We start from the raw sequence: 21,912 nt of genomic DNA on the forward strand, positions 1-21,912 counted from the left end.
TCCATGCTATGCGGCCATTATTTTTTTGTATTAAAATACAGCAACCCTATTGCATTTTACTTTCTTTTGAGCTATACTACATTACACGACTAATGCACTGACTCACAAGAAAGGAGTTGTGGGCTTGATTTTACATACTGACAGTTCTAAACCTATTTATGTACAGATCGCGGAGTGGATCGAAACGGAAATCTTAAATGGCAATCTGAAAGTTGATGATAAAGTTTATTCCCAATACAAGCTTGCAGACATGTTTACCATCAATCCTGCAACTGCTGCCAAGGGGCTGAATCTGCTTTATGAGGAAGAAATCCTGTACAACAAACGGGGGTTAGGGAAATTCGTCACCACTGATGCAAAAAAAATTATTACCGATAAACGGAAAAATCGGATACTAAAAGGAATGCTTCAGGACGTGGCTTTGGAGGCAAAACGACTGGAAGTGGAAGAAGACGAGTTAATACAAATGCTTCAAGCCTGCATTCTGGAACGTAAGGGGGATACAGAATGAGTGTTATTGAATGTGCAAACGTGACTAAAAAAAGAGGTAAATTAAAGGCACTGGATGATCTGACTTTTTCAGTGGAGAAAAATACGATAACCGGCTTGATTGGGAGAAATGGCGCCGGGAAAACAACCCTGCTGAAAATGCTTGCCGGTTTTTGGCACCCTACTTCAGGGAAGCTTGAAGTTTTTCAGGAAGCGCCATTCCAAAACCTGTTCATCTCAGCAAATGCCATTTATATAGATGACCAAATGCATTTTTCCAATCGATTGACATTATCCGAAATATTAACGGAAGCGGAACGGTTCTATGAAAATTGGGACTCGGCACTGGCGAAGAAATTATTCAATTATTTTTCCTTTCACCCGAAACAGGCGCACCATCATTTGTCCAAAGGGAAAAAAAGTACCTTCAATATGATCATCGGGCTTGCTTCCAGATGTGCACTTACCATGTTTGACGAGCCGACCACAGGAATGGATGCAGCCGTGAGGAAGGATTTTTACCGGGCACTTTTGAAAGATTATATTGCGCACCCAAGGACAATCATTATCTCCAGTCATCACCTCGAGGAAATCGAGGATTTACTGGAATATGTCCTGCTTTTAGATGAAGGCAGGAAATATCTTCATTTGTCCATGGAGGCATTGAAGCAATATGCAGTGGGAATATCCGGCAGAACCGAGGTAGTCATGCAGTGGATAGCAAATAAAGAAGTTATCCATCATGAACAGGTTGGCAGCAATTCCACCTATGCTATTGTAAAAAATGACTATTTTTCCATGGATCAGGCAAAGCAATTGGGAATGAAATTCTCTCCGGTATCCGCCAGTGATGTTTGTGTATACCTGACAAGCAGGAAGAAAGGAGGAATTGACAGTGTCTTTAAATAATCTGAGTCTAGGGAGTACGGTTTTCAGGCAGTTTAATTATAAACTGAAGGCATTTAATGGGGTTCTCAGCTCATTGGTGTTAGTGCAGATCGTTGCCATACTTTTTTCATTGAGCGGCAACGGGTCATTCAGTTCTACTGGTGGTGCAGGTGTAACCATCCAAGGTACGTTCTACACAAATCTTAATGTCATTATCTTTACATTTCTTTGGATTATTGCACATGCTGTGATGATGACGACCAAAGCAGAAAGAGAGCATGGTTTTACATTTGTGTCCAATCATGTCAGCAATCATCTTTCCAATGCGCTGTTTTTAGTGCTGGCAAGTGTGATTGGCAGCGTAACGGCCATTTTGGCAGGTTTTTTATTACGGGTAGTTGTGTATTTTTTCAGTGAAACTGCTCCTGCTCTTAGCGCCAGTGTGCATTATGAGGCAAGTGATGTATTTACCGGGGTATTTTCGATGACTTTATATTTGCTTTTACTTGCCTCAGCCGGCTATGCGCTTGGCAGCTTATCTCAGCTGCACCGGACACTTCCTTATCTGTTGCCTGTACTGCTGATTGGCATCTTCATTTGGCTGATGCAGCTGGATTACAGTCTTATACTCCGAGTTGTTTCCTTTTATTTTGAAGAAACAAATGCCTTCCTTTTTGTTCTGAAGGTGACCGGCACGTCAATGATCTGCTTTCTCGCAGCAATATTGCTGACGGGAAGATTGGAGGCAAGAAAATGATTAATTTAGGTCCTTTCATCCCTTTGATTATCTTAATTTTTATCGCAGTGCTTATTCTATTGGGCGTCAGATGGTTCAGCAATTGGAGTGTAGCGAGAAGAGGACCTTGGATTCTTGGTGGATATGGTGTTATTTTACTTATTTCGGTTATTTTGTATTATTTTATTCCTGTTTCCACAGAAGAAACAAGAGGGGTTGAGCATCCCGGCCATATGGAAACATTCAGCAATGTCATCTCGGGGGAAGAGAGTGTGGCATCGATGGAAGGTTATCTTATGGAGGAATGGCAATTTCCCTACGAAGAGGAAACATTACGCATAGAATCCATAGGTGATAATTCCCGGAATATACGAATTGCAGTGGAGTTTACAGCAGATGATATGATTGAAGCAGGCTATTACCGTACACCTCTTTATTTTGACGGAAGTGAATTGGAAAGTGATCTCATCCCTGTTGATTTACAGTTGGAATCAGACCGATTGGACGTCCGCGCACAGGAAACGACGGAAGAAATTAACGTCTCTTCCTTCAGTAAGGAGTTTCCGATGACGCAGTTTGATGAAGACGATAATGATTCAGTCGGATTCTCTTTTGGGTTGGAGATCGGGTGGAGCGAGCAACTTCTTTATCTGCAAATTCCGGAAGACATAGAAATATCCACCGGTTCAAGCGTACATTTAGATTATGTAAATTAAGGTGGGACGGAGGGGTCAGGTTCCTCCTCCCGCTTGAAAAGATTTTTCGAACTGTAAGTAATTGGTGATAACTTTAGAGCTTATCATCGCCTGTCATTATATTGACCTGCCGGCATCATATTCCGATTTCAGCATGGAATACACCACTGTATCATGATACTTTTCACCATCAAAATCCGTTTGCCGCATAACTCCATCTTTGTGAAATCCGTAATTCTCCAGCAACTTTCTTGATCGTTCATTACCTGCAAAAATATCACCAACGATTCGGTTGAGGTCTAATGTCTTAAAACCGAATTCCAGCACCTTTTCCATCAGCTCGGTCATGACGCCTGTACTCTGATATTCCTTTCCGATAACCACATTCATTTCTGCCTTTTTATGCCATAAATTTAAGGAATGGAAGCGGAATTGCCCAATCAGTCTGTCTGTTTTTTTATCAATAATCACCCAGGGTATTTCCTTTTGCTCCTGGTAATTTTGCAAATAACCCCGGATTGTATTACCAGCTTCCGCTTCCGTCCTGACAGGATGCGGCGTAATGAACTTCATAGTTTCCTTATCACGCAAAAACAGAAAGAGGGCCGGAACATCCTTTTCCGTCACACCTCTTAATGTGAAATGATCCGTTTCCAACACCGGGATTTCCGTAAAAATTTCGCTTATTCCCATGCCAACCACCTACTTACTTTTGCTTCATATAATCAAGTACTTCCTTATCCAATTTACCTTTTTCCAGTTCTCTCTCTTCAAAATTTTCCGTATGAAGGAATGCGGTTAATCCTTTATGTAATGCCTCACTATCCACATTGGTTTTCTTTAGATACCCGAGACGTTGCAGCTGTGTTGCAACTTCTGCCTTTACTTCTCCCTTTATCTCCAAAATGTTTTCTTCCTTTGGTTTGCTGAAATAAAGCTGGTGGAGATTATAAATCCGTATTAATTCCTTAATCGGATCAGGATGGTCATCGACCCTTAAATCTATATAGCGATCATTTGCTCCAAGGTAGCCGCCTTTTTCCTTCACGACATAAATAGCCGCACCTTGTTTTCCCCGGCTGTCTCCTCCTGCTGCCTGTCCAGCATCCAGTGCTCGAAGCAATCTGTCGGCAAGGGATCCTTTTGCGGTTTCAAATGTTGTCCCCATGGCATCCACGGTTTCCTGACTTACTAAAATATTCCCTTGTGCAGCGTAATGCTTTCCTGTTCGGCCACCTGCCCAATCATAGCATTTTTCTCCTGTGAAAGTTGCTGCATTTCCATTTGCATCGACAATACCTACCTGCCTGTCTTCTCTATCTTCATCTTGTTTTGTAAGTATGTTGACTGCTTCCTGTGCCGTCTTTCCTTCTTCCAGTAAGTCCAAACCATCCGGACCATATGCCGGATTTGCAAATGCCTGCGTGGCGACAGCTCCTACGCCTGCCTTTGCCCACGGCACGACTGAACCTACGCCGATAAACTTGGACTGGACGGCAATCCCAAGCTCCTCCGTTTCTGGATCAAAACCAACGATTGAAAAAGTCATGTTTTTTCCTCCTCTGTTTTATTTTCTATTTTAGCATATTGGCCGGGACAAAGGGCAGCCCCCGTCCCATTTGTCGGCGGCACTGCTTATTTGTAAACCGCTGCTCCCGGCTGTATATTGGCAATAACACCATTTTATCATGTTATTAAAAACATCAGCGTGCTTAGAGGTTAATCAGCGCTTATGCAAATATAACAGTGTTTCAGCCATATTGTTTCTTTGTTATTCGCAGTTCCTTCTCTAGTGAATCGTGCACTCGGACAACTCAGTTGCTGCTTTGTCCCAAAGCTTTTCCTTCACCTATGCTACTTACTGCCATGCGCTTTCGATTGTGAGGTTGAAAGGCAGGTGAAGATAAATATGGAATTTCCGACAAAATAAGCAGTTTGTCCAATACAAATTTGTCGGCCGTCATATTGTGTACTGAGTTAATATTTTTCGAATGGAGGAATTTTAATGAAATTATATTTGGATCCCGGGCACGGTGGGAATGATTCGGGAGCAACGGGAAATGGTTTAATGGAAAAGGATATTGCTCTGGATATTGCTTTGCGTATTCGCACAATACTCACAGAAAATTATCAGAATGTGGAAGTAAATATGAGTCGGCAAACAGATGTTTTTAAGACACTCGATGAGCGGACAAATGAAGCAAATGCATGGAGTGCCGATTATTTTCTGTCTATCCATTGCAACGCTTTTGACGGTACGGCCCGCGGGTATGAGGATTATATTCACAGCAGTCTGTCCGGATCTTCGCAAACTGCTGTATATCAGAATATGATGCATGATGAGATTACAAAGGTGAACCAGCTTTCCAACCGTGGGAAGAAACAGGCAAACTTTCATGTGCTGCGGGAGTCTACCATGCCTGCGCTGTTAACGGAAAATGGGTTTATTGACCATCCGGGGGATGCTGCATTATTAGGGGACCCTTCCTGGAGGCAACAGGTTGCCCAGGGTCATGCGAACGGATTAGCCAGAGCTTTTAACCTGGAAGAAAGCAGCGGAGGATCCGATGTCATTTACAGGGTCATCGCCGGTTCATTCCAGGCAAGGGAAAATGCCGATGCAAGGGTAGATTTCCTCTCATCCCATGGCATTGAATCCTTTGTCGATACGATTACTGTTTCCGGCGAGCAGTGGTTCCGCGTCCAATCCGGCGCTTTTTCCAACCGGGACAATGCTGAAGTGCGATTGGAGGAAATCAGAACGGCAGGGATTTCCGATGCATTTATCGTGCAGGAAAACCTTTAATATATTACAGCAGCCACGGATGCTTCATGCATCTTTGGCTGTTTTTTTACGCTAATGTTTGAATTGTGCTGCCGATCTTTTTCTATTTTAATGGAATATCATTTGGCTCTCGGTGTACTCTTAAACCCTATTTTTCGATGTGTCCCGTCACAGAACGGCTTGTTTGAAGAATTTCCACACCTGCAAAGGGAAAAGCTTTTTTTCGTTTCAAAGAAATTTCCCTCTTTATCCACCAGTTCCACCTCACCTGTGATTCTTAGCGATCCATGATCATTCACCTTAATTCGTGGTTTTTGACTCAAGTCATTCACTCCCTTTTTATAACTAATGCTACTCTATGCAGTAATTTACATATTCATGAATGAGAGAATAAGTGGAAAACCGGGAATGATACATCAGAAAGTCAGATCGCATCTTACAAAGCACATGCTTATCCCCCTTTCGTGTATAAGAGGGACCATTTTAAAAAAATGAGACAGACATCCTTACATATTCCAAAATTTTCAAACATACATCTGTAAAAAAGGAGGGGATATAATTGAGAAAAAGCATACCAATAACAAATCTGAATTATCCGGGTGATTATCTCTCCATTATAAGAGAGGGACTGGGACAAACAAAGACTCCTAAAGACATTATTATCTTAGGGGCCGGCATGGCAGGGTTGACAGCAGGGTCTTTGTTGAGACAAGCGGGGCACAATGTTCGGATTATTGAAGCCAATAATCGGATTGGAGGAAGAATATACACTTTGAGAGAACCTTTTACTCCTGGAAATCTTCTGGAACTTGGGGCTATGCGCTTTCCTGCTAATCACTTCTTAATGTTGGAATATATTCGTCGTGCAAATCTTCCATTGGAGAGTTTCATCAATATTTCCCCGGACGATGTTTTGTTTATAAATAATAAAATGGTTAAATATACGCATTATGAACAAAACCCTGACATTCTTGGATTTCCGCTGGAACAATCCGAAAGAGGTAAAACAGCTATAGAACTATTATTAGGAGCTGTTCAACCTTTTATGGATTTATTTATGAAAAGTACGATCGCAGAACAACAGCAATTGAAAAAGCAGTATTCCTTCTATTCGACAACAGCATTTTTGCGTAATAACCCAACCGGTCCATCCTTATCCGCCGGCGCTGTTAATAAAATTTCCGTGTTGCTTGGTGTGGAAGGACTGGGTGAATATGCATTCACTGATTTCTTTACTAATCTTATCATGCCCATCTCTCTTAACCTCCATGATTTCCTGATGATCCCCGGGGGAAATGACCAGCTGCCACTGTCTTTTTTGCCTGACCTCGCAGATATAATATTCTTTGAAAAAAAAGCGGAGAAAATAATCCAGAAGGAAGACGGGATTAAAGTTAAAACGAAAAGCGTAAGATCCGAGGAAATGCAAGTTTTTTCTGGAGATTATGTAATTACCACCCTTCCCTTTTCTACCTTTAAGCTTGTCGATATAGAGCCTTATCATTCTATATCACATAAGAAACATCAGGCCTTACGGGAGTTGAAAAACATTCCCGCAGTCAAAGTTGGGATTGAATTTAGAACCCGTTTCTGGGAACGCAAGCGCATTGGACACATTACCTCGGATTTCCCAATACGTTTTACATATATGTCAGGGGCAAATGCTCGTAATAATACAAGTGGTGTACTGCTGGCAAGCTATACATGGGGGAAAAATGCACTACTGTGGAATACAGTTCCCAAGGAAAAACTGATTTCCTATGTATTAAGAGATCTGGCTAAAATCTATGGAAATATTGTCTATGATGAATATATACAAGGCTATTCCATGAATTGGACACGAAATCCATATGCCGGTGGCTGCCTCACCTTATTTACTCCCGGTCAGGAAATAGATTTTGCAGACTATATTTCACAGCCGGAGGGGAGACTTCATTTTGCCGGAGAGCATACCTCCTGGTTACATGGATGGGCAGAAGGGGCGGTGGAGTCGGGGATTCGGGCGGCTGTGGAGGTGAATGGAACCAGGTGAACCAGGGCTGTATCCAAACGCAGATTATTCGAATCCTCCACAATAGCTGGGTATATTGTTTTAAAGAAATATTACGCAGAAATAATTTAATCTTAGTTGAATTATTTATTAAAAAGACTATTCTCTAAAGAAATGGGGCTACCTGGTCCATTGATTTCAGGCGGTTACGGAGGTGGCTAATTTACTTCCACAACAGAAGTCCCGCCAATTAAATCATGCAAACCCTTGCCGTCCTCTCTCACCACGATCATAACCATACTTACAATAAATGCTGTTCCAAGACTGAGGATTCCTATAAGATAAAAACCGATCAATTCTCTCTTAAACATATTTTTAAATGTCAGCCGTTCACCATGCGAAGATTTAACTTTAATATTGCTAAGCTTCTTTCCAATTACATTCCCATCCCAAAAAAGCGGCAGGAGCATCATATAAGAGAGATAAATAACTTGCCAATACATGCCACGGTCTGCCGGAAAGCTGCTCTTAATATTAAATATGGCTATAAACAAAATAAGCGTGATAGTCAAAATCAGGATGTCGTAAAGCCTCTCCAGAAAGCGTTTATGTAACAGTGTTAGGTTGATGTTATCACACGTCCTTTCTTCAAAGTCGTTTACAGATCACCTGCGTAATTCCGGACTAAAATTTGCGCTATGCAGGTCTCTAATAAACGGTCTTGTTTTTCAGAGTTTCCATGTCTGCATAAATTCTCGATATTTGTTTCTCAAACCAAGCAATTTTTTTAAACGATAATAAATGCAACTTTTTCATGAAGTAAAGATCCATTTTTGAGGTGCCTATTTTTTCGTTCATTGCTGTAAAATCATTCATTGTATCACCCCTCATTGTCTTAATTATCTTTATTTTAACATATGGCAACTGGCGTAAGAAATGGTCAGTTTTAAAAAATTATTGATATGGCAGGAAAAGGCAACGTTCATATTCCGTACCACAAAGTATTTTCATTCATTTATTATAGTACGCTTTAATTATCACAACTATCCTTTATGGATTATTTTTTAAAATTTTCTTCCTGTCCGACTCTTGTTCTATAATACGCTGTATGTTAAGTTAACACTACATTTCAAAGGAGCGTGCCGGCTTGATGGATCTTTTATTTGATATCTCATGGGAATTATTCCCTTTCCTGCTCATGCTCTCCGCCATAATTGGAATAACAGCCATTCTGCGCGTAATATTTAAGAGAAAAATAACCGCATATGCTACTGCAATTATCCTGGTTATCGGTACTGCTTATATTATAGACCGATCCCATTACACAACATTCACCGACATTTATTCTGATTATCTAAATGCAGAAAGCGTTGTCAGGGAGGTCACAGTTTCGCCGACTTACCTGCCTGATGATCGTAGATTTGACCCTGATTCGGAAATTGAAATTGAAGATGAAGAAATGATGAATGAGATCATGCAGGAGTTTTCTCAACTGGAGCTGAAAAGAGACAGGGAGCATCATTATATCGAAAACCCCGATTACAGGGTTCACATTACCACTACGAATGAAGAGGAAGAAGGTTTATTAAGAACAGAAAGTTTCTATTTTCATTTAGATGATGAATATCTCAATAGTTATAAAATCGTCAATGATACGAATTATTTAGAAGTGCTTGACGATATAGTTGAGTGTGAAAACCGGGATCGCGAATAATAGCCATATTGCCGCAGGTGCAATATGGCTATATTTATGACTGTGCGCCCACTGCTTTCGACAAAATTCGATCTTTTTCGGGAAGTGACAGGCACCCTGGGCACTTAATTGGTTTACATGGTATACTAATAGGGTGTTATTATTATTACAGAAAAGGAACATGGATGTGTATGAAGAAAATAAATGAAGCGACTTCTTCCGCGCCTTTCTCTGAGGTGCTGGGAGCTACTGTGAAGACAGGTATTATAAAATCTAATCTTATTCCTATGCTGGCTGGTTTAACGCTGGCATTGTATACTTATGGGATCCATCCTTTTGACCGGCTCACGGAGATCTTTTTTGCGCTACTCGGGACAGCCCTTATTATCGGAGCAGCGGGGGCCTTTAATAATCTATATGACCGTGATATTGATGCCATTATGGAGCGGACAAAAATAAGACCGACGGTAACAGGTGTCATCAAGCCAAAAGCAGTCTTATGGATAGTCATCGCTATGGTCGTTGTCGGCTGGGGTGCCCTTTTAATGACAACCCCATTGGCTGCTTTAATAGGGCTGTTAGGGTTCTTTCTGTATGTTGTGCCATACACCATGTGGAGTAAACGGCGAACTGTATACAATACGGAAATCGGCAGCCTCTCCGGGGCGACACCTCCTTTGATAGGCTGGGCAGCTATTCACCCGGACATTACCCACCCTGCCGCTCTGGGACTTTTTGTCATTCTGCTAATTTGGCAAATGCCGCATTTTTATGCGATTGCCATTCGAAAGCATGAAGAATACAAAGCAGCAAATGTACCGATGCTTCCGGTAGTAAAAGGAATCAGAAGGACGTATGTCCAAACCAATGTTTATTTGGTATTGCTCATTGCGACAAGCTTTCTTCTCGGATCCCTGAGTCTGGGCCTGATGCTCGTTGCACTCTTGATGGGTGTGGCTTGGCTTATTTTAAGCATTTACGGTTATCATAAAAAGGCGGATGCCGAAAAATGGGCAAAAACGCTGTTTGTTTTTTCCCTTATTTACATGACGGTAGTGTTTTCGACGATTATTTTCTACTCCTTAATGGGTATATTCGTATTAGGGTAAAAGATATCTCAATCCGGGATAAGGAACCTGTCCCTCTGTCCCAAAAGGAGTTCGATTATGCAATTGACGTTGACGTTTATGATATTGGGTATTACCATTATTTTATTTATGACGAATAAATTGCGTTCTGACCTCGTTGCGTTGCTGGCTCTTTTAGCTTTGGTGATTACCGGAATATTGGAACCTGCAGAAGCATTGGCCGGTTTTTCCAATAACGTCGTGATTATGATTGCCGGCCTGTTTGTTGTTGGGGCAGGGCTGATGCGGACAGGGCTTGCGCAGAAAGCAGGAGACTTGCTGCTGCGTTGGTCCAAAGGCAGCGAACGAAACTCGTTTTTTATGCTGTTATTTATTGTCGGCGGAGTGGGCGCCTTCATGAGCAATACCGGGGTGGTAGCTCTAATGCTTCCCGTAGTCATCAGTATTGCGCTAAGCATAAAATCGAGTACTTCCAAATATCTTATCCCTTTATCTTTTGCAGGAAGTCTCTCCGGTCTAATGACACTAATTGCCTCACCGCCCAATCTGATTGCCAGCCAGACACTGGGCGAAAATGGCTTTGACAGGTTGGGCTTTTTTCAAATAACCCCCATTGGCATTATTGCGTTAATTGTAGGGGTTATTTTTCTGTATTTAACGAGAAACTTTCTGCTCCCGGACATTAAAGGGAAGGCCGGCAATGCAGAAGATTATGAGCTCTCAACGGAACAGCTGACAGAAGACTATGAACTGGAGGATGTATTGTTCAGATTGCGTGTTCCTGCCGGTTCAGCCATGGTGGGAAAGGAACTGAACGATTTGAAACTTCCCGCCAAATACGAGCTCTATGTATTAAAAATGGAGCGGAAATCTACAGATGGAATAAACATCCTTCCTATGCGGTACCAGGAGATGGCTGGTCCAACAAGCACTGTACAGGAGGAAGATATTTTATCCATCAAAGGGAACAAAGAAAAAATAGAAAAACTGAAGGAAGCGTACGGGTTGATTCTGGAAGAGGAAGATTACGAAGCAGAAGATCTTGTTTCCAAGCAGCTCGGTATGGCGGAAGTACTGTTGACCCCCCACTCCACTTTTATTAATAAAACCATTGAAAAAATTGGTTTCCGTGAGAAATATAACTTGAATGTGATGGGCATCAACCGAAAAGGAGAATATGTGCGTGACAGGCTCTCCGGTGAACGGCTTCGCTTCGGGGACGCCCTCCTGGTACAGGGTGAATGGGATGACATTGAATTACTTTCCAGGGAAGCGAGAGATGTTGTGGTTATTGGACAGCCGGAAAACTACGCCGGACAGGCAGCTGCTTCCGGTAAAGCGCCTATCGCCGGTGGGATCATGGGGTTAATGGTGATACTGATGGTGCTGGAAATCTTTTCACCGGTGATCTCCGTACTTATTGGTGCATCACTCATGGTGCTCACCGGATGCCTGCGGAACATGAATGATGCCTACAACGAGATGAATTGGGAGAGTATTATACTGATTGCTGCCATGCTTCCAATGGCGACAGCTTTGGAGAAAACAGGCGGAATGGTCCTTCTTTCCGACGGAATCATTCAATTTCTCGGTGGGTTTGGCGCCATCGGTGTACTGGCAGGCATCTATTTGCTGACGATGATTTTCGGACAATTTATCAGCAATACAGCAACTGCCGTGTTATTTGCACCAATTGCATTAAACGCCGCTCTGACACTGGATGCCAACCCATATACTTTCATGATTGCCCTTGCGGTGGCTGCAAACATGGCCTTTGCCACACCTGTTTCATCGCCTACTAACGCAATGGTAATGACCGCCGGCGGCTATAAATTCTTTGACTTTATCAAGATCGGTGTCCCGCTGCAAATTGTCATGTTTATTGTCATGATGATCGCGATCCCGATACTTTTCCCATTATAATCAGGTTGAAAGAAGGTTATGGGTGTGAAAGAATACTATTATGATAAATTGCTGCATATTAAAACAGGAAAGGATAAAAAGGTGTTTTATCCGGATTCCTTACACTACAATCCTTATGAGCCTACACCATACAGTGCCCTGGAAGCATTGTCGGAAAACTACAGTCTGCAGGCGCAGGACCATATCGTTGACTTCGGATCCGGAAAAGGACGCCTTCCTTTTTATATCCATCATTTTCACCCCGCTTCCGTAATTGGGGTGGAAATGGATGAAACTATGATGGAAAAATCATTGGTCAACCTGAAAAACTACCAGCGCTATATGAAGAGAAAGAAAAACACCATCGAATTCCTCCCTTGCCTTGCCGAGGAGTACATCATTCAGCCGCAGGATAACCGTTTTTATTTTTTCAATCCATTTTCCACAGAGATTTTTCGCAAAGTAGTAAATCGTATTTTGCTATCCGTGGAAAAGCATCAGCGGAGCGTGGATATTATTCTTTATTACCCTAACGGGGATTATATTTTTTACCTCGAGCATCATACTATTTTTGAGCTGATAAAAGAAATTAAACTGCATGACTACGACAGAAACCCGGATGAGCGTATACTTATTTACCGATTATAGCTTGGATTTACAGGCTTTTTTTACCACCATACCTTGTAACACGATGTACATCGTGTTACAATTTTCTTCAAGGAGGGACGACAAATGGACCGTGAAATTATGAAAGGCAGCATAGATATTTTACTATTAAATCTGCTAACTGGAAAAGACAGATACGGGTATGAAATGGTGAAACTGCTGAAAGAAAAAAGTGACGCCCTATACAACATGAGTGAAGGCACCCTGTACCCCGCTTTAAAACGGATGGAAAAAAAGGGGTGGTTATACGCCTATTGGTCGGAGACTGAACAAGGCAGAAGGAAATATTATCATATTACCGATGACGGAAAAAACGTGCTGGAGACAAAAATGAACGAGTGGGATAAAGTAAACAACCTGATCCGAAAAACATCGGAGGATGCAACATGAACCGGATGAAAATGCATATTCAGCATGTACTCAAGGAAACCCAATGTTCGACAGAAGAACGTGCAGAGTTGGAAGAAGAGCTGTTGTGTCATTTACAGGAGCTCAAACAGTATTATATGGAACAGGGTGAGACAGAGAAAAATGCGGAAAAAAAGGCAATAACTCAATTTGGCGGGCCAAAACTAATCGGCTGCGGTTTGCAGGAATCCATGTACCCGTGGCAACGCGGTTTATTATATACCATCGGGATTGCCAGTCTTTTATTTGGCGTACTTTTTCATTTATATACCTTGTTTGTTTTCCTAGAGCCTTCTGTAGCCTGGCTGGCCATTCAGCTGACAGCGGGCACCATTATTACATTGGCCGCCATTAATATTGCTTTTGCAGGAAGGCATCCTTATTTTCTGCATGTTATGGTGATGGGGCATCTGATCTGGCATGCCATCACGTTTATTTTAATTCAGGGAATGCCGGTAGCACAGGTATTTTTATTTATGGTATATATAATCCTTCTTATTGGATTGGATTTAATTTTTATATTTAGAAATTCCTATTTTTCCACACAGGCTTCGAAAGAGAATGCAGGAAAAAGGCTGGAAATTAAAGTAGGCTATATATTGAATTTACTGTTTGGATTCATAGTAGTAGCCATCGCACTATTCTTTCTTTGGGGACTTCTCATCTTTTCAGGATGGTCATTAATGGCTCTTTATCCTTTGTTACCCATTCTGGCCTGGTTTGTATTTTACCTGTATCAAATGAAGTTGATTCCGAGAAAACCGATACTTTCGATATTTACCGGACTGCTGTTTTTGGTACTTATAATCATGGTACCCTATGCAATTCTTGTATTTATTTAAGGGACCTGGCTGTCAGGAGGTAGACACATGACGTTGAAAATGAAAAATATACTGTTTATAACCGGCATGCTTTTATTATTTCTATTTTTATGGAGCATTACTTTATTTGCTGACGTTCCGGACGGGGTTACAGGTTACGGGAAATCCACGGCGATTTCTCCGGATGATGAGACACTCGTGTTTTCCTATTATCATGATGGGGATGCGTCATTGTATACAGTTCCCGTGGATGGCGGGGAAGCAACAATGCTTGCTCAGCCGGAGGAAGGGGTATCCTATGTTCATCCGGCTTTCTCACCAGATGGAAATATGCTTGTTTTTGTCAAACAATGGCAGGAAGAGGATCAGCCATATGGAGAGCTGATGCTAATGGACGTGGCCTCCGGAGAAAAGAGATCACTGACTTCCGGAAATAACCTGATTACAGAAGCCGTTTTCTCCCCTGATGGCGGATCTTTATATTTTCTGCAGGCAGGTGTTTTTCAAAATTACTCCGAGATTGCAAGGGAAAGACCGCATGATTTTGATATTTACAGGATGGATCTAAATACAAATGAAACGGAACAGGTCACAAATAAAGCTGCTTATGACATGTCATCCCTTGCGGTAACCCCGAACGGTGAGGAACTCATGTATAAAGGTTTTGAAGGCAGTGACCGGATTACATTTCTGTCTCTGGAAAATAACCGGGAAACTACTCCCGCTCCCATTTTTGAGGTTGCTTCGGAAGCACCCATCCTATCCTCTCCGGCGTTGTCCCCGGACGGAGAGCAGGTAGTTTTCTCGGATGTGGCTTCCAAGGATGAAAATGGGACATTTATATATGAAGGTTTTCGTATGAACCTGGGTAATTACGAGACGGAACAGATTACCAATTTTCGTGAACATGTGACCGAACCGGTATTTTTTCATCATAGTGAAAAGCTGATTGTGACAGTGGATAAACAGTTTGCGCAAAGGAATTCGGATTATGAGTATTGGAAAGTCAGCTTAGATGGCCAGGACCAAGCGCGTCTGCATATTAAAATGCCTGAAGATGAAGAATCATAGAATGCTTTCTATTTTTCGGTGAGATTTCCTTCACTGACCGAGCTGCTCAGTTATCCTTTAAAATGATGGCGATCGCAAGGCGTGTCTATTCCCTTCTTTTCTTGCTCAGCAAGGACTTGTTAATCACTAACTGTATTCAGATATCTTGATCCGTTCCTAAAAAAGCCGGCTATCCCAAGGGATTAGCCGGTTTTCCGCAAATCAATCTTCATATTCTTTTTGAATATCTTTCGTACTTCTCACCGTATCAATCGGGCGCACCATTTCTTCAATCTGTTCCCGCTTCGGTTCCAGAAATGGCGGAAGTGACAGTTTTTCACCAAGCGTTTCATATGGTTCATCCCCCATAAAACCCGGTCCGTCTGTAGCAAATTCAAATAATATTTGCGGGGCTACTCTGCTATAAAGGGAGCCGAAGAAGAAACGATCAACAAACCCGGAAGTCTGGAACCCGATTCCTTCCAGGTGCTTCTGCCACGCTTCCAGTACGGAGCGGTCTTCCACGCGGAAGGCTGCATGGTGCACTGTTCCGAATCCCTGTACGGCATTTGGCAGAACGGCATTGTATTCCACAATCACTTGCGCGCCGTTTCCGCCCTCCCCTACTTCAAACAAATGGAAAGAACCTTCCTGATCAATTTCTTTAAATTGGAGTACTTTTTCCATCATTTTTTTAAAATAATCAATATCAGACGTACGGACAAACAACGGCCCGAGTCCGGTTATCGCATATTCAAGCGGGATTGGCCCATCCTGCCAGGGTGTTCCGGCAGCCACGCCTGTATTGTTTTCATCAGAAATCAATTGATACTGTTGATCATCAAAATCTACAAAGGACAGCGTCTTTTTGCCAAACTGCTCTTTCACACCGGTATGCTTTACTTCCAATCTGTCAAACCGTTTCACCCAATAATCAATCGCAGCATCGCTCGGCACACGAAAAGATGTTTTAAAAATTTCATTCGTTCCGTGCGTGCCTTTTGGAATCCCGGGGAAATCGAAGAATGTCATGTCTGTTCCCGGGCTTCCGGTATCATCAGCAAAAAATAAATGGTATGTTTGTATATCATCCTGGTTCACGGTTTTCTTCACCAAACGCATCCCGAGTACATACGTGAAAAATTCATAGTTCTTCTCTGCACTGCTCGTGATGGCAGTGACGTGGTGAATTCCTTTTAATCCGTTCATATAATAACCTCCAGATTTATAGATTTATTTAGTTAATTAATTTTAATTAAGATATTATGAATTCAATTTATCATAAATGTTTTTCCATGTCAAAAAAGAAAGCTTGTTAATTTTTCTGCCTCTGTTAGTTCTCCCACATATGATGAGAGCTTATCCAAAGCTATGGTATAATAAATGAAATGATACAAGGAGGTGAAATTAAATGGATAACAATGATAAATTAAGAAAAAATGACAAAGTAAAAGAAAGTTCCCTCACTTATGATGACTATGCTGCGATCGATGACGGAAATCGCTATGAATTGGTGCAAGGTCAATTGGAATTGATGAGTCCTGGTCCATCCTCTGTTCATCAAATGATAGGCTTTGAGATTCAAAAGAAATTAACGAAAAGCTGTGAAACTGCCTATTTCATATTATACGCTCCCATTGACGTCATCCTGTCAGAAGAGGAAGTAAGACAGCCCGATATCGTACTTATTCACCGCGAAAGAAAAAACGTGATTAAAAAACGAGGGATCACTGGCGCCCCGGACCTTATAGTCGAGATCCTTTCTCCTTCTACGTTAAAACGGGATAAAATCGACAAACGTAAAACGTACGCTTATTATGCCATACCGGAATATTGGATTGTCGATCCGGAATCCTTTATTTTAGAGCAATTTGTGTTGGATAACGGCCAATATGAACTTTTTAATATCTTTCAGCAAAAAGAACTCGTCACCTCTCCGAACATCCGCTGTGTCAGCTTCACGATGGCAGAAATCATGGAAAACATCCCAGATATACAAGATTAAAATAAGGGAGGCGCCATCTGCAAGGATAGCGTCTCCCTTTACTTAATCCCCTACATTAAACTCACTAATCATCTTCAGTCAAAACTCTTTCGGAAGATAATGCGCTGACTTGCACAGGAAATAGAAATTCTTCTTCCCAACAGAACGGATAAAAAATTTTACCATCATATATAACGAAAACTCCCCAAAACACCTGCCATTTTCATTCCACACCACTTTCCAAAATGGAAAATCTCCCATTCTCACAATCCATCTCAGCCAAAGCACCATAAGGCAGTATAAACTTTGGTTCCGTGTGACCGAAATTCAGATTATATAGAATCGGCAAATCTTCGAGACTGTATTCTTTCATTACCGTTAAAATTTCTTCCTTGTACTCCTCATAATATTCCTCGTCCTGAGGTTTTCCAATAATAATTCCGTTTGCTTTCTGAAGAATCCCCTGTGCTGCATAATTCCTGAGCCAATACTTCAGCATTCCCGGATCAGGTTTCTCCTCTGAGGTGTGAACCTCTCCACCTAAATCCAAGATTTTGATGGAGCATCCCTTATCTTGAATAAACCACTGGGTCTCGCTGCGCAGTTCTTTACGAAACTACTGAGCCAGACGAAGGGCAATTAACGAAGACAAGGTCTGGTGTGTTCTTTTTGACAGCTCAGGAACTTTTGCCTGAAGAGCCAACCACTTCTTTTCAGAAGTGGATTTTTGTATGCCTCTAATAAAATATCGGGCACCAATGTTATAAGATGCGGATAAATCGGCATGATAAACTTTTCCTGTCTCAAACACGACAAGGTCTTTCTTATCATTCCGCTCTACGTGCCCGGAACCATCAAATGCCAGTTTACTTGTATTCCCGGCGTTAATACGTGAAATTCGCATGCCCGCATAATGCGCCATTTCTTCGACTTTATTCTGGATCCCTTTCTTTCTCCAGTAACGAAGCTTAAATCGAAGCTTTTTCGCACCATAAAAACCCTTTGGCATTTTCATATGATCCAGAAACTCGAAAACAATTACATCACAACGATGTTCTTTTGCCAGTTGGACAATTTTTCGGGAAGTATCATGAACGATGTATTTTTGCAGGCCGTTGATTCTTCGCCAAAAATTTGGTGCTTGGATCCTGCCGGAAATACTTTGTGCTTTCCTCAGTTTGTTCGTCATGGTATACAACTGGTCTTTTTCTTTGGACTGATTAATAAATAGTCTGTCCAGGACAGTGCCATTTGCATCCATGATGGAACAAACCGCAGAGTTCGTTATTCCCAAATCTACAGCACAGATTTTTTGTTCTTTTATCTTTGTTTTTGACAGTTTTACTTTTGACTTATAGCTGATATGTAAAAAGTATTTTTTACCCACCCTAACAAGCTTGGGATTGCACTCCTTCCACTCCCAAACATCACGTTTATATAAATCCTGTTCTTTGAACGCTATGTTGATCCATACCCAATCGTTACGGTGGAAAATCTTTATTTGTGCAGTGGTTTCATCTATTCTTTTAAACATATTCCCCCGATAAAATACCGGAAATTCCTTGTGTTCGAGTTGGAAGCGTGGCGGTTTTTTGTTGAACTTTTTTCCTTTTGATAAGGCAATATATTGTTCTTCTTGCCATTTTGTGAAATTTGATCGGTAACTTTTTACTTTACCAAAAGAAGTTGCAACCGCTGCTCTTCTGAAATAGGAAGGAAATTTATAAAACTGTGCATTGAATTCGGGGTATTTAGGCAGCGGGTTGGATTTTGTTGTGTGAATCAGTTTTTCTACAGCAGGAACAATGGAAGATGAGCTATAATCATCCAGGTCGGAAAATTCTTTATGAATAACTTCCATGATAAAAGCAATCGCCCGGTTATACACAGCCAATGTATCATCGAAAATGCGTGTGCGATTCGTTATTTTATGGCGAAGTGTTTTCGCAACTTTCATCACTTTCCATCCTTCTAAATTTTCTTTTTATTTGATATACTTATATTATACTTAAATTATTTTAGTTGTAAATAGAAATGAGGAGTTATTTAAGATGGAATATAAAAGAAATAGACATGCTTATTATAAGTTGACATATCATTTGGTTGTGGTTACCAAATATAGACATAAATGTATCAATGAAGATATGATGGGCAGGTTGAAAGAAATATCCGCAGATTTATTTGACAGATGGAATTGTGAGATTATAGAAATAAATGGGGAGACAGATCATATTCATATTTTATTCGATGCTCCTCCGCAAATAAATCTGGCGAACACAATAAATAGTTACAAAACAGTCACGTCCAGATACATTCGTAAAGAATTTGCAGACCACTTAAAAAACTATTATTGGAAGCCGGTTTTTTGGAGCAGGAGTTATATGGTGTTGTCAACCGGAGGGGCAACTATTAAGGGGAATGCGTCGCTAACTTTTGTTCAAAGAATAATATACTATCTTCCCAATATTCTTCCTCCGGCCACAACACAGTGCCTTTGGCGAATTCCAGCACTTCAATACAACCGCCGATCAAATGTCCCTGCACAACCCCACTGCCCTGCAATATTTCATATCCGAAATTCTTTTGCACCCCCCGCCGCTTATGTTTATTTTCTTCCGCCCATTCAAGGAATTCGCTCGTCCAATTGTCTGCAGGCTTAATCTCTCCAATCATTTTATTGGAAAACAGCGTCCGCTTTACCATATCTACCGTATAGGGGATCATTTCCACATTTTCGGCAAAATCGGTCATGATGGCAGGCCCGTAAAATGAAGCAAGACCTGCTTTATGGCAAAACAAGTGGGGGATCGTAATATCCGAGTAGCCCATAAACACTTTCGGATTTTGCCGGATGACGTCAAAGTCAATGTGCGGCAGCAAGCGGATACTTTCATTTCCGCCAATCGTGGCAAAGATTCCTTTCACACTTGTATCTTTAAACGCTTCCATCATATCCTTCGCCCGGGCTTCCGGATGATTATATAGATAGTCTGCCCCCTTCAGACTGTTCGGCATGGCAACTACCTCCAGCCCGAACACTTCCTCCAGCCGCTTTACTCCCTGTTCATAGCGCCATCTAAGCTCCGGCTCTCCCGCCGCTCCAGAAGAGGGACTGACTGTTGCCACTTTATCTCCTGTCTGCAATTTTTTCGGTTTCCTCAACAATCCCATCACCAACTTTTTTAAACAGTATACACCACCCACTAATTTATTTCACTAATTTTTCCAACAAAACAATACAAATGGCATGCATAAAGTGTTACGATAATCATAACTTTCATCTGTGGGGTGAGCGCTTCCCCAACATGAATAATAAAGAAGGTGTCTCATAATGAAAAAGATGAAATGCTGTGTTGCTGTCATCCTGGCCATGTTCCTTCTGGCAGCATGTCAATTGGGAGAGCCGGTTACAATTAAGGATGAGCAACTGGAACAAGCATTGCGTGAAGAGATTGGTAAAGATGAAGGAGATCTTTACGAAGAAGACTTCGAGGAAGTGGAAGAGCTGGATTTATCGGAGAATAACATATCTGACATAAGCGAATTAGCCACCTTACATAATTTACAGGTATTGTCACTGGAAAGAAATGAAATTTCCGACATCTCTCCGCTACAGGAATTGGAAAACCTGAATGAAGTGAATGTCGAAGCAAACCCGATTGAAGCTGAGGAACAGCTGGAAATGCTTGAACAATTATCGGAACAGGGAGTTGTTGTACACTTTACAGAAGAGCCGGAAATTGTCGGCCGGGATGATGGTCCCGGAGGATTCTTATGGAAAGTGGAACATGGGGAAACCACCGTTTATTTGCAGGGAACCGTGCATGTAGGACCGGAAGACTTTTATCCGATGCATACAGAAATTGAAAATGCCTATGCAGAAGCTGACGTCGTTGTACCGGAAATTGATATTACGTCCGTAAATCCTTTTGAGATGCAGGAAATTATGATGGAGCTTGGCACCTATCAGGGTGGAACCACCATTGAGGATCACCTGCCCGAAGATGTACACTCGGAATTGGTCTCCAGACTGGAGGAACTGGGCTTTCCATATGAACTGACGGAAATGTATAAACCATGGATATTATCCTCTACGATTCAGCAGCTCATGACAGAGCAGTTGGGTTATGTATATGGAGTGGACGAATATTTTCTTTCCCGGGCAAGTGAAGATGGAAAAGACATCATCGATCTGGAAACCGTGGAAGGGCAGCTCAGCATATTCGCTGAAACCTCTCATGAATACCAGGTGGAAATGCTCGAGGATATACTCATTGATCTGGAAGATTTTGATAACGAAATGCAGATGCTGTTATCGGCTTATGCGGAAGGAGATACGGAAGAACTTCTTGGACTCACTGTTGCAGATGAAGATGTTGACATGTCCGAGGAAGAGGAAACCTTTATGAGGGCATTGAATGATGACCGTAATTACGATATGGCGGAAACGATCGCCGGATTTTTGGAAGAGAATAATGACCTTACCTACTTTGTCATCGTCGGTACTCTGCATCTCATAGAAGAACCGCACATCATATCCATTTTGGAAGAGGAAGGATATGAAGCCGAACATATACATTAAATATATTTAAGTATTGGTCTTCCGATTAACAGGAAGGCCAATTTTTTTGCCCTCCTATTACCTGAGAACCAATTGATGGTCCTTTATACCCAGCTCTCCAAATTAATACTTGTTAAATAATACCTAATATAAATA

General features: G+C 41.7%; 23 protein-coding genes and 2 pseudogenes. 16 read left to right on the forward strand and 9 right to left on the reverse strand.

The features are described 5' to 3' along the window. Positions 1-124: 124 nt before the first annotated feature. The 4 genes from ACZ42C_RS12895 to ACZ42C_RS12910 are packed head-to-tail and all read left to right on the forward strand — an operon-like array spanning position 125 to position 2,829. A complete protein-coding gene (locus tag ACZ42C_RS12895; protein WP_461182472.1) occupies positions 125-511 on the forward strand; it encodes a GntR family transcriptional regulator in 387 nt (128 codons plus the stop codon). Beyond that, complete coding sequence (locus ACZ42C_RS12900) at positions 508-1,398, forward strand: ATP-binding cassette domain-containing protein (RefSeq protein ID WP_461182471.1); 891 nt, start codon at positions 508-510, stop codon at positions 1,396-1,398. The genes ACZ42C_RS12895 and ACZ42C_RS12900 overlap by 4 nt, the downstream gene beginning before the upstream one ends. After that, positions 1,385-2,134 (forward strand): hypothetical protein, encoded by a 750-nt coding sequence (locus ACZ42C_RS12905; protein WP_461182470.1) that lies wholly within the window; start codon positions 1,385-1,387, stop codon positions 2,132-2,134. The genes ACZ42C_RS12900 and ACZ42C_RS12905 overlap by 14 nt, the downstream gene beginning before the upstream one ends. Then, positions 2,131-2,829 carry a hypothetical protein gene (locus tag ACZ42C_RS12910; RefSeq protein ID WP_461182469.1) on the forward strand — a complete coding sequence of 233 codons (699 nt, stop codon included), beginning with the start codon at positions 2,131-2,133 and terminating at the stop codon, positions 2,827-2,829. Before ACZ42C_RS12905 ends, ACZ42C_RS12910 begins: the two co-directional genes overlap by 4 nt. 96 nt (positions 2,830-2,925) lie before the next feature. On the opposite strand, the gene ACZ42C_RS12915 is transcribed toward ACZ42C_RS12910, so the two are convergent. After that, positions 2,926-3,501: a GNAT family N-acetyltransferase gene (locus tag ACZ42C_RS12915; protein WP_461182468.1), complete on the reverse strand. Its 576-nt coding sequence runs from the start codon at positions 3,499-3,501 to the stop codon at positions 2,926-2,928. A gap of 13 nt (positions 3,502-3,514) precedes the next feature. Continuing rightward, on the reverse strand, positions 3,515-4,357 hold the full coding sequence (locus ACZ42C_RS12920; RefSeq protein WP_461182467.1) for a DUF1028 domain-containing protein: 843 nt from the start codon (positions 4,355-4,357) through the stop codon (positions 3,515-3,517). A 456-nt stretch (positions 4,358-4,813) separates the two neighbouring features. On the opposite strand from ACZ42C_RS12920, the gene ACZ42C_RS12925 reads away from it, so the two are divergent. Further along, positions 4,814-5,614, forward strand: a complete 801-nt coding sequence (locus tag ACZ42C_RS12925; protein ID WP_461182466.1) for an N-acetylmuramoyl-L-alanine amidase — start codon at positions 4,814-4,816, stop codon at positions 5,612-5,614. Between the two features lie 98 nt (positions 5,615-5,712). On the opposite strand, the gene ACZ42C_RS12930 is transcribed toward ACZ42C_RS12925, so the two are convergent. After that, a complete protein-coding gene (locus ACZ42C_RS12930) occupies positions 5,713-5,916 on the reverse strand; it encodes a CDGSH iron-sulfur domain-containing protein (RefSeq protein ID WP_461182465.1) in 204 nt (67 codons plus the stop codon). A 236-nt stretch (positions 5,917-6,152) separates the two neighbouring features. On the opposite strand from ACZ42C_RS12930, the gene ACZ42C_RS12935 reads away from it, so the two are divergent. After that, positions 6,153-7,625 (forward strand): flavin monoamine oxidase family protein, encoded by a 1,473-nt coding sequence (locus ACZ42C_RS12935; RefSeq protein WP_461182464.1) that lies wholly within the window; start codon positions 6,153-6,155, stop codon positions 7,623-7,625. Positions 7,626-7,801: 176 nt separating this feature from the next. On the opposite strand, the gene ACZ42C_RS12940 is transcribed toward ACZ42C_RS12935, so the two are convergent. Both ACZ42C_RS12940 and ACZ42C_RS12945 read right to left on the reverse strand, forming a co-directional pair. Then, entirely contained in the window at positions 7,802-8,212 is a 411-nt protein-coding gene (locus ACZ42C_RS12940; RefSeq protein WP_464891364.1) for an RDD family protein, read from the reverse strand. 79 nt (positions 8,213-8,291) lie between these two features. After that, positions 8,292-8,459 carry a hypothetical protein gene (locus ACZ42C_RS12945; RefSeq protein ID WP_461182463.1) on the reverse strand — a complete coding sequence of 56 codons (168 nt, stop codon included), beginning with the start codon at positions 8,457-8,459 and terminating at the stop codon, positions 8,292-8,294. 271 nt (positions 8,460-8,730) lie between these two features. Here ACZ42C_RS12945 and ACZ42C_RS12950 point away from each other — a divergent pair, with 271 nt between their 5' ends. The 7 genes from ACZ42C_RS12950 (at position 8,731) to ACZ42C_RS12980 (ending at position 15,232) form a co-directional block, all read left to right on the forward strand. Beyond that, positions 8,731-9,297 carry a hypothetical protein gene (locus ACZ42C_RS12950; RefSeq protein WP_461182462.1) on the forward strand — a complete coding sequence of 189 codons (567 nt, stop codon included), beginning with the start codon at positions 8,731-8,733 and terminating at the stop codon, positions 9,295-9,297. A gap of 170 nt (positions 9,298-9,467) precedes the next feature. Further along, entirely contained in the window at positions 9,468-10,385 is a 918-nt protein-coding gene (cyoE, locus tag ACZ42C_RS12955; RefSeq protein WP_461182461.1) for a heme o synthase, read from the forward strand. A gap of 57 nt (positions 10,386-10,442) precedes the next feature. Beyond that, positions 10,443-12,287: an SLC13 family permease gene (locus ACZ42C_RS12960; RefSeq protein ID WP_461182460.1), complete on the forward strand. Its 1,845-nt coding sequence runs from the start codon at positions 10,443-10,445 to the stop codon at positions 12,285-12,287. A 24-nt stretch (positions 12,288-12,311) separates the two neighbouring features. After that, positions 12,312-12,914 (forward strand): class I SAM-dependent methyltransferase, encoded by a 603-nt coding sequence (locus tag ACZ42C_RS12965; RefSeq protein WP_461182459.1) that lies wholly within the window; start codon positions 12,312-12,314, stop codon positions 12,912-12,914. An 84-nt stretch (positions 12,915-12,998) separates the two neighbouring features. After that, complete coding sequence (locus ACZ42C_RS12970; protein WP_461182458.1) at positions 12,999-13,322, forward strand: PadR family transcriptional regulator; 324 nt, start codon at positions 12,999-13,001, stop codon at positions 13,320-13,322. Further along, positions 13,319-14,182, forward strand: coding sequence for a permease prefix domain 1-containing protein (locus ACZ42C_RS12975; protein WP_461182457.1), 864 nt, complete (start codon positions 13,319-13,321; stop codon positions 14,180-14,182). The genes ACZ42C_RS12970 and ACZ42C_RS12975 overlap by 4 nt, the downstream gene beginning before the upstream one ends. A 27-nt stretch (positions 14,183-14,209) precedes the next feature. Beyond that, the gene (locus tag ACZ42C_RS12980; RefSeq protein ID WP_461182456.1) at positions 14,210-15,232 is read left to right on the forward strand and encodes a TolB family protein; all 1,023 of its coding nucleotides are present in this window, start codon (positions 14,210-14,212) and stop codon (positions 15,230-15,232) included. A gap of 201 nt (positions 15,233-15,433) precedes the next feature. Here ACZ42C_RS12980 and ACZ42C_RS12985 read toward each other — a convergent pair whose 3' ends face one another. After that, positions 15,434-16,420 carry a ring-cleaving dioxygenase gene (locus ACZ42C_RS12985; protein WP_461182455.1) on the reverse strand — a complete coding sequence of 329 codons (987 nt, stop codon included), beginning with the start codon at positions 16,418-16,420 and terminating at the stop codon, positions 15,434-15,436. A gap of 202 nt (positions 16,421-16,622) precedes the next feature. Here ACZ42C_RS12985 and ACZ42C_RS12990 point away from each other — a divergent pair, with 202 nt between their 5' ends. Continuing rightward, a complete protein-coding gene (locus tag ACZ42C_RS12990) occupies positions 16,623-17,216 on the forward strand; it encodes a Uma2 family endonuclease (RefSeq protein ID WP_461182454.1) in 594 nt (197 codons plus the stop codon). 202 nt (positions 17,217-17,418) lie between these two features. Here the strand turns inward: ACZ42C_RS12990 and ACZ42C_RS12995 are convergent, their stop codons facing one another. Both ACZ42C_RS12995 and ACZ42C_RS13000 read right to left on the reverse strand, forming a co-directional pair. Then, positions 17,419-17,799 carry a hypothetical protein gene (locus tag ACZ42C_RS12995; RefSeq protein ID WP_461182501.1) on the reverse strand — a complete coding sequence of 127 codons (381 nt, stop codon included), beginning with the start codon at positions 17,797-17,799 and terminating at the stop codon, positions 17,419-17,421. Positions 17,800-17,811: 12 nt separating this feature from the next. Beyond that, entirely contained in the window at positions 17,812-19,152 is a 1,341-nt protein-coding gene (locus ACZ42C_RS13000; protein ID WP_464891271.1) for an RNA-guided endonuclease TnpB family protein, read from the reverse strand. A gap of 94 nt (positions 19,153-19,246) precedes the next feature. Between ACZ42C_RS13000 and tnpA the strand changes: the two are divergent. After that, positions 19,247-19,609, forward strand: a pseudogene (gene tnpA / locus ACZ42C_RS13005) (IS200/IS605 family transposase); the annotation flags it as partial. Between the two features lie 22 nt (positions 19,610-19,631). On the opposite strand, the pseudogene ACZ42C_RS13010 reads toward tnpA, so the two are convergent. Beyond that, positions 19,632-20,360, reverse strand: a pseudogene (locus ACZ42C_RS13010) (S66 family peptidase); the annotation flags it as partial. A gap of 166 nt (positions 20,361-20,526) precedes the next feature. Between ACZ42C_RS13010 and ACZ42C_RS13015 the strand changes: the two are divergent. Further along, entirely contained in the window at positions 20,527-21,777 is a 1,251-nt protein-coding gene (locus ACZ42C_RS13015) for a TraB/GumN family protein (protein WP_461182073.1), read from the forward strand. Positions 21,778-21,912 lie beyond the last annotated feature (135 nt).

Source organism: Virgibacillus kimchii (genome assembly GCF_055379185.1).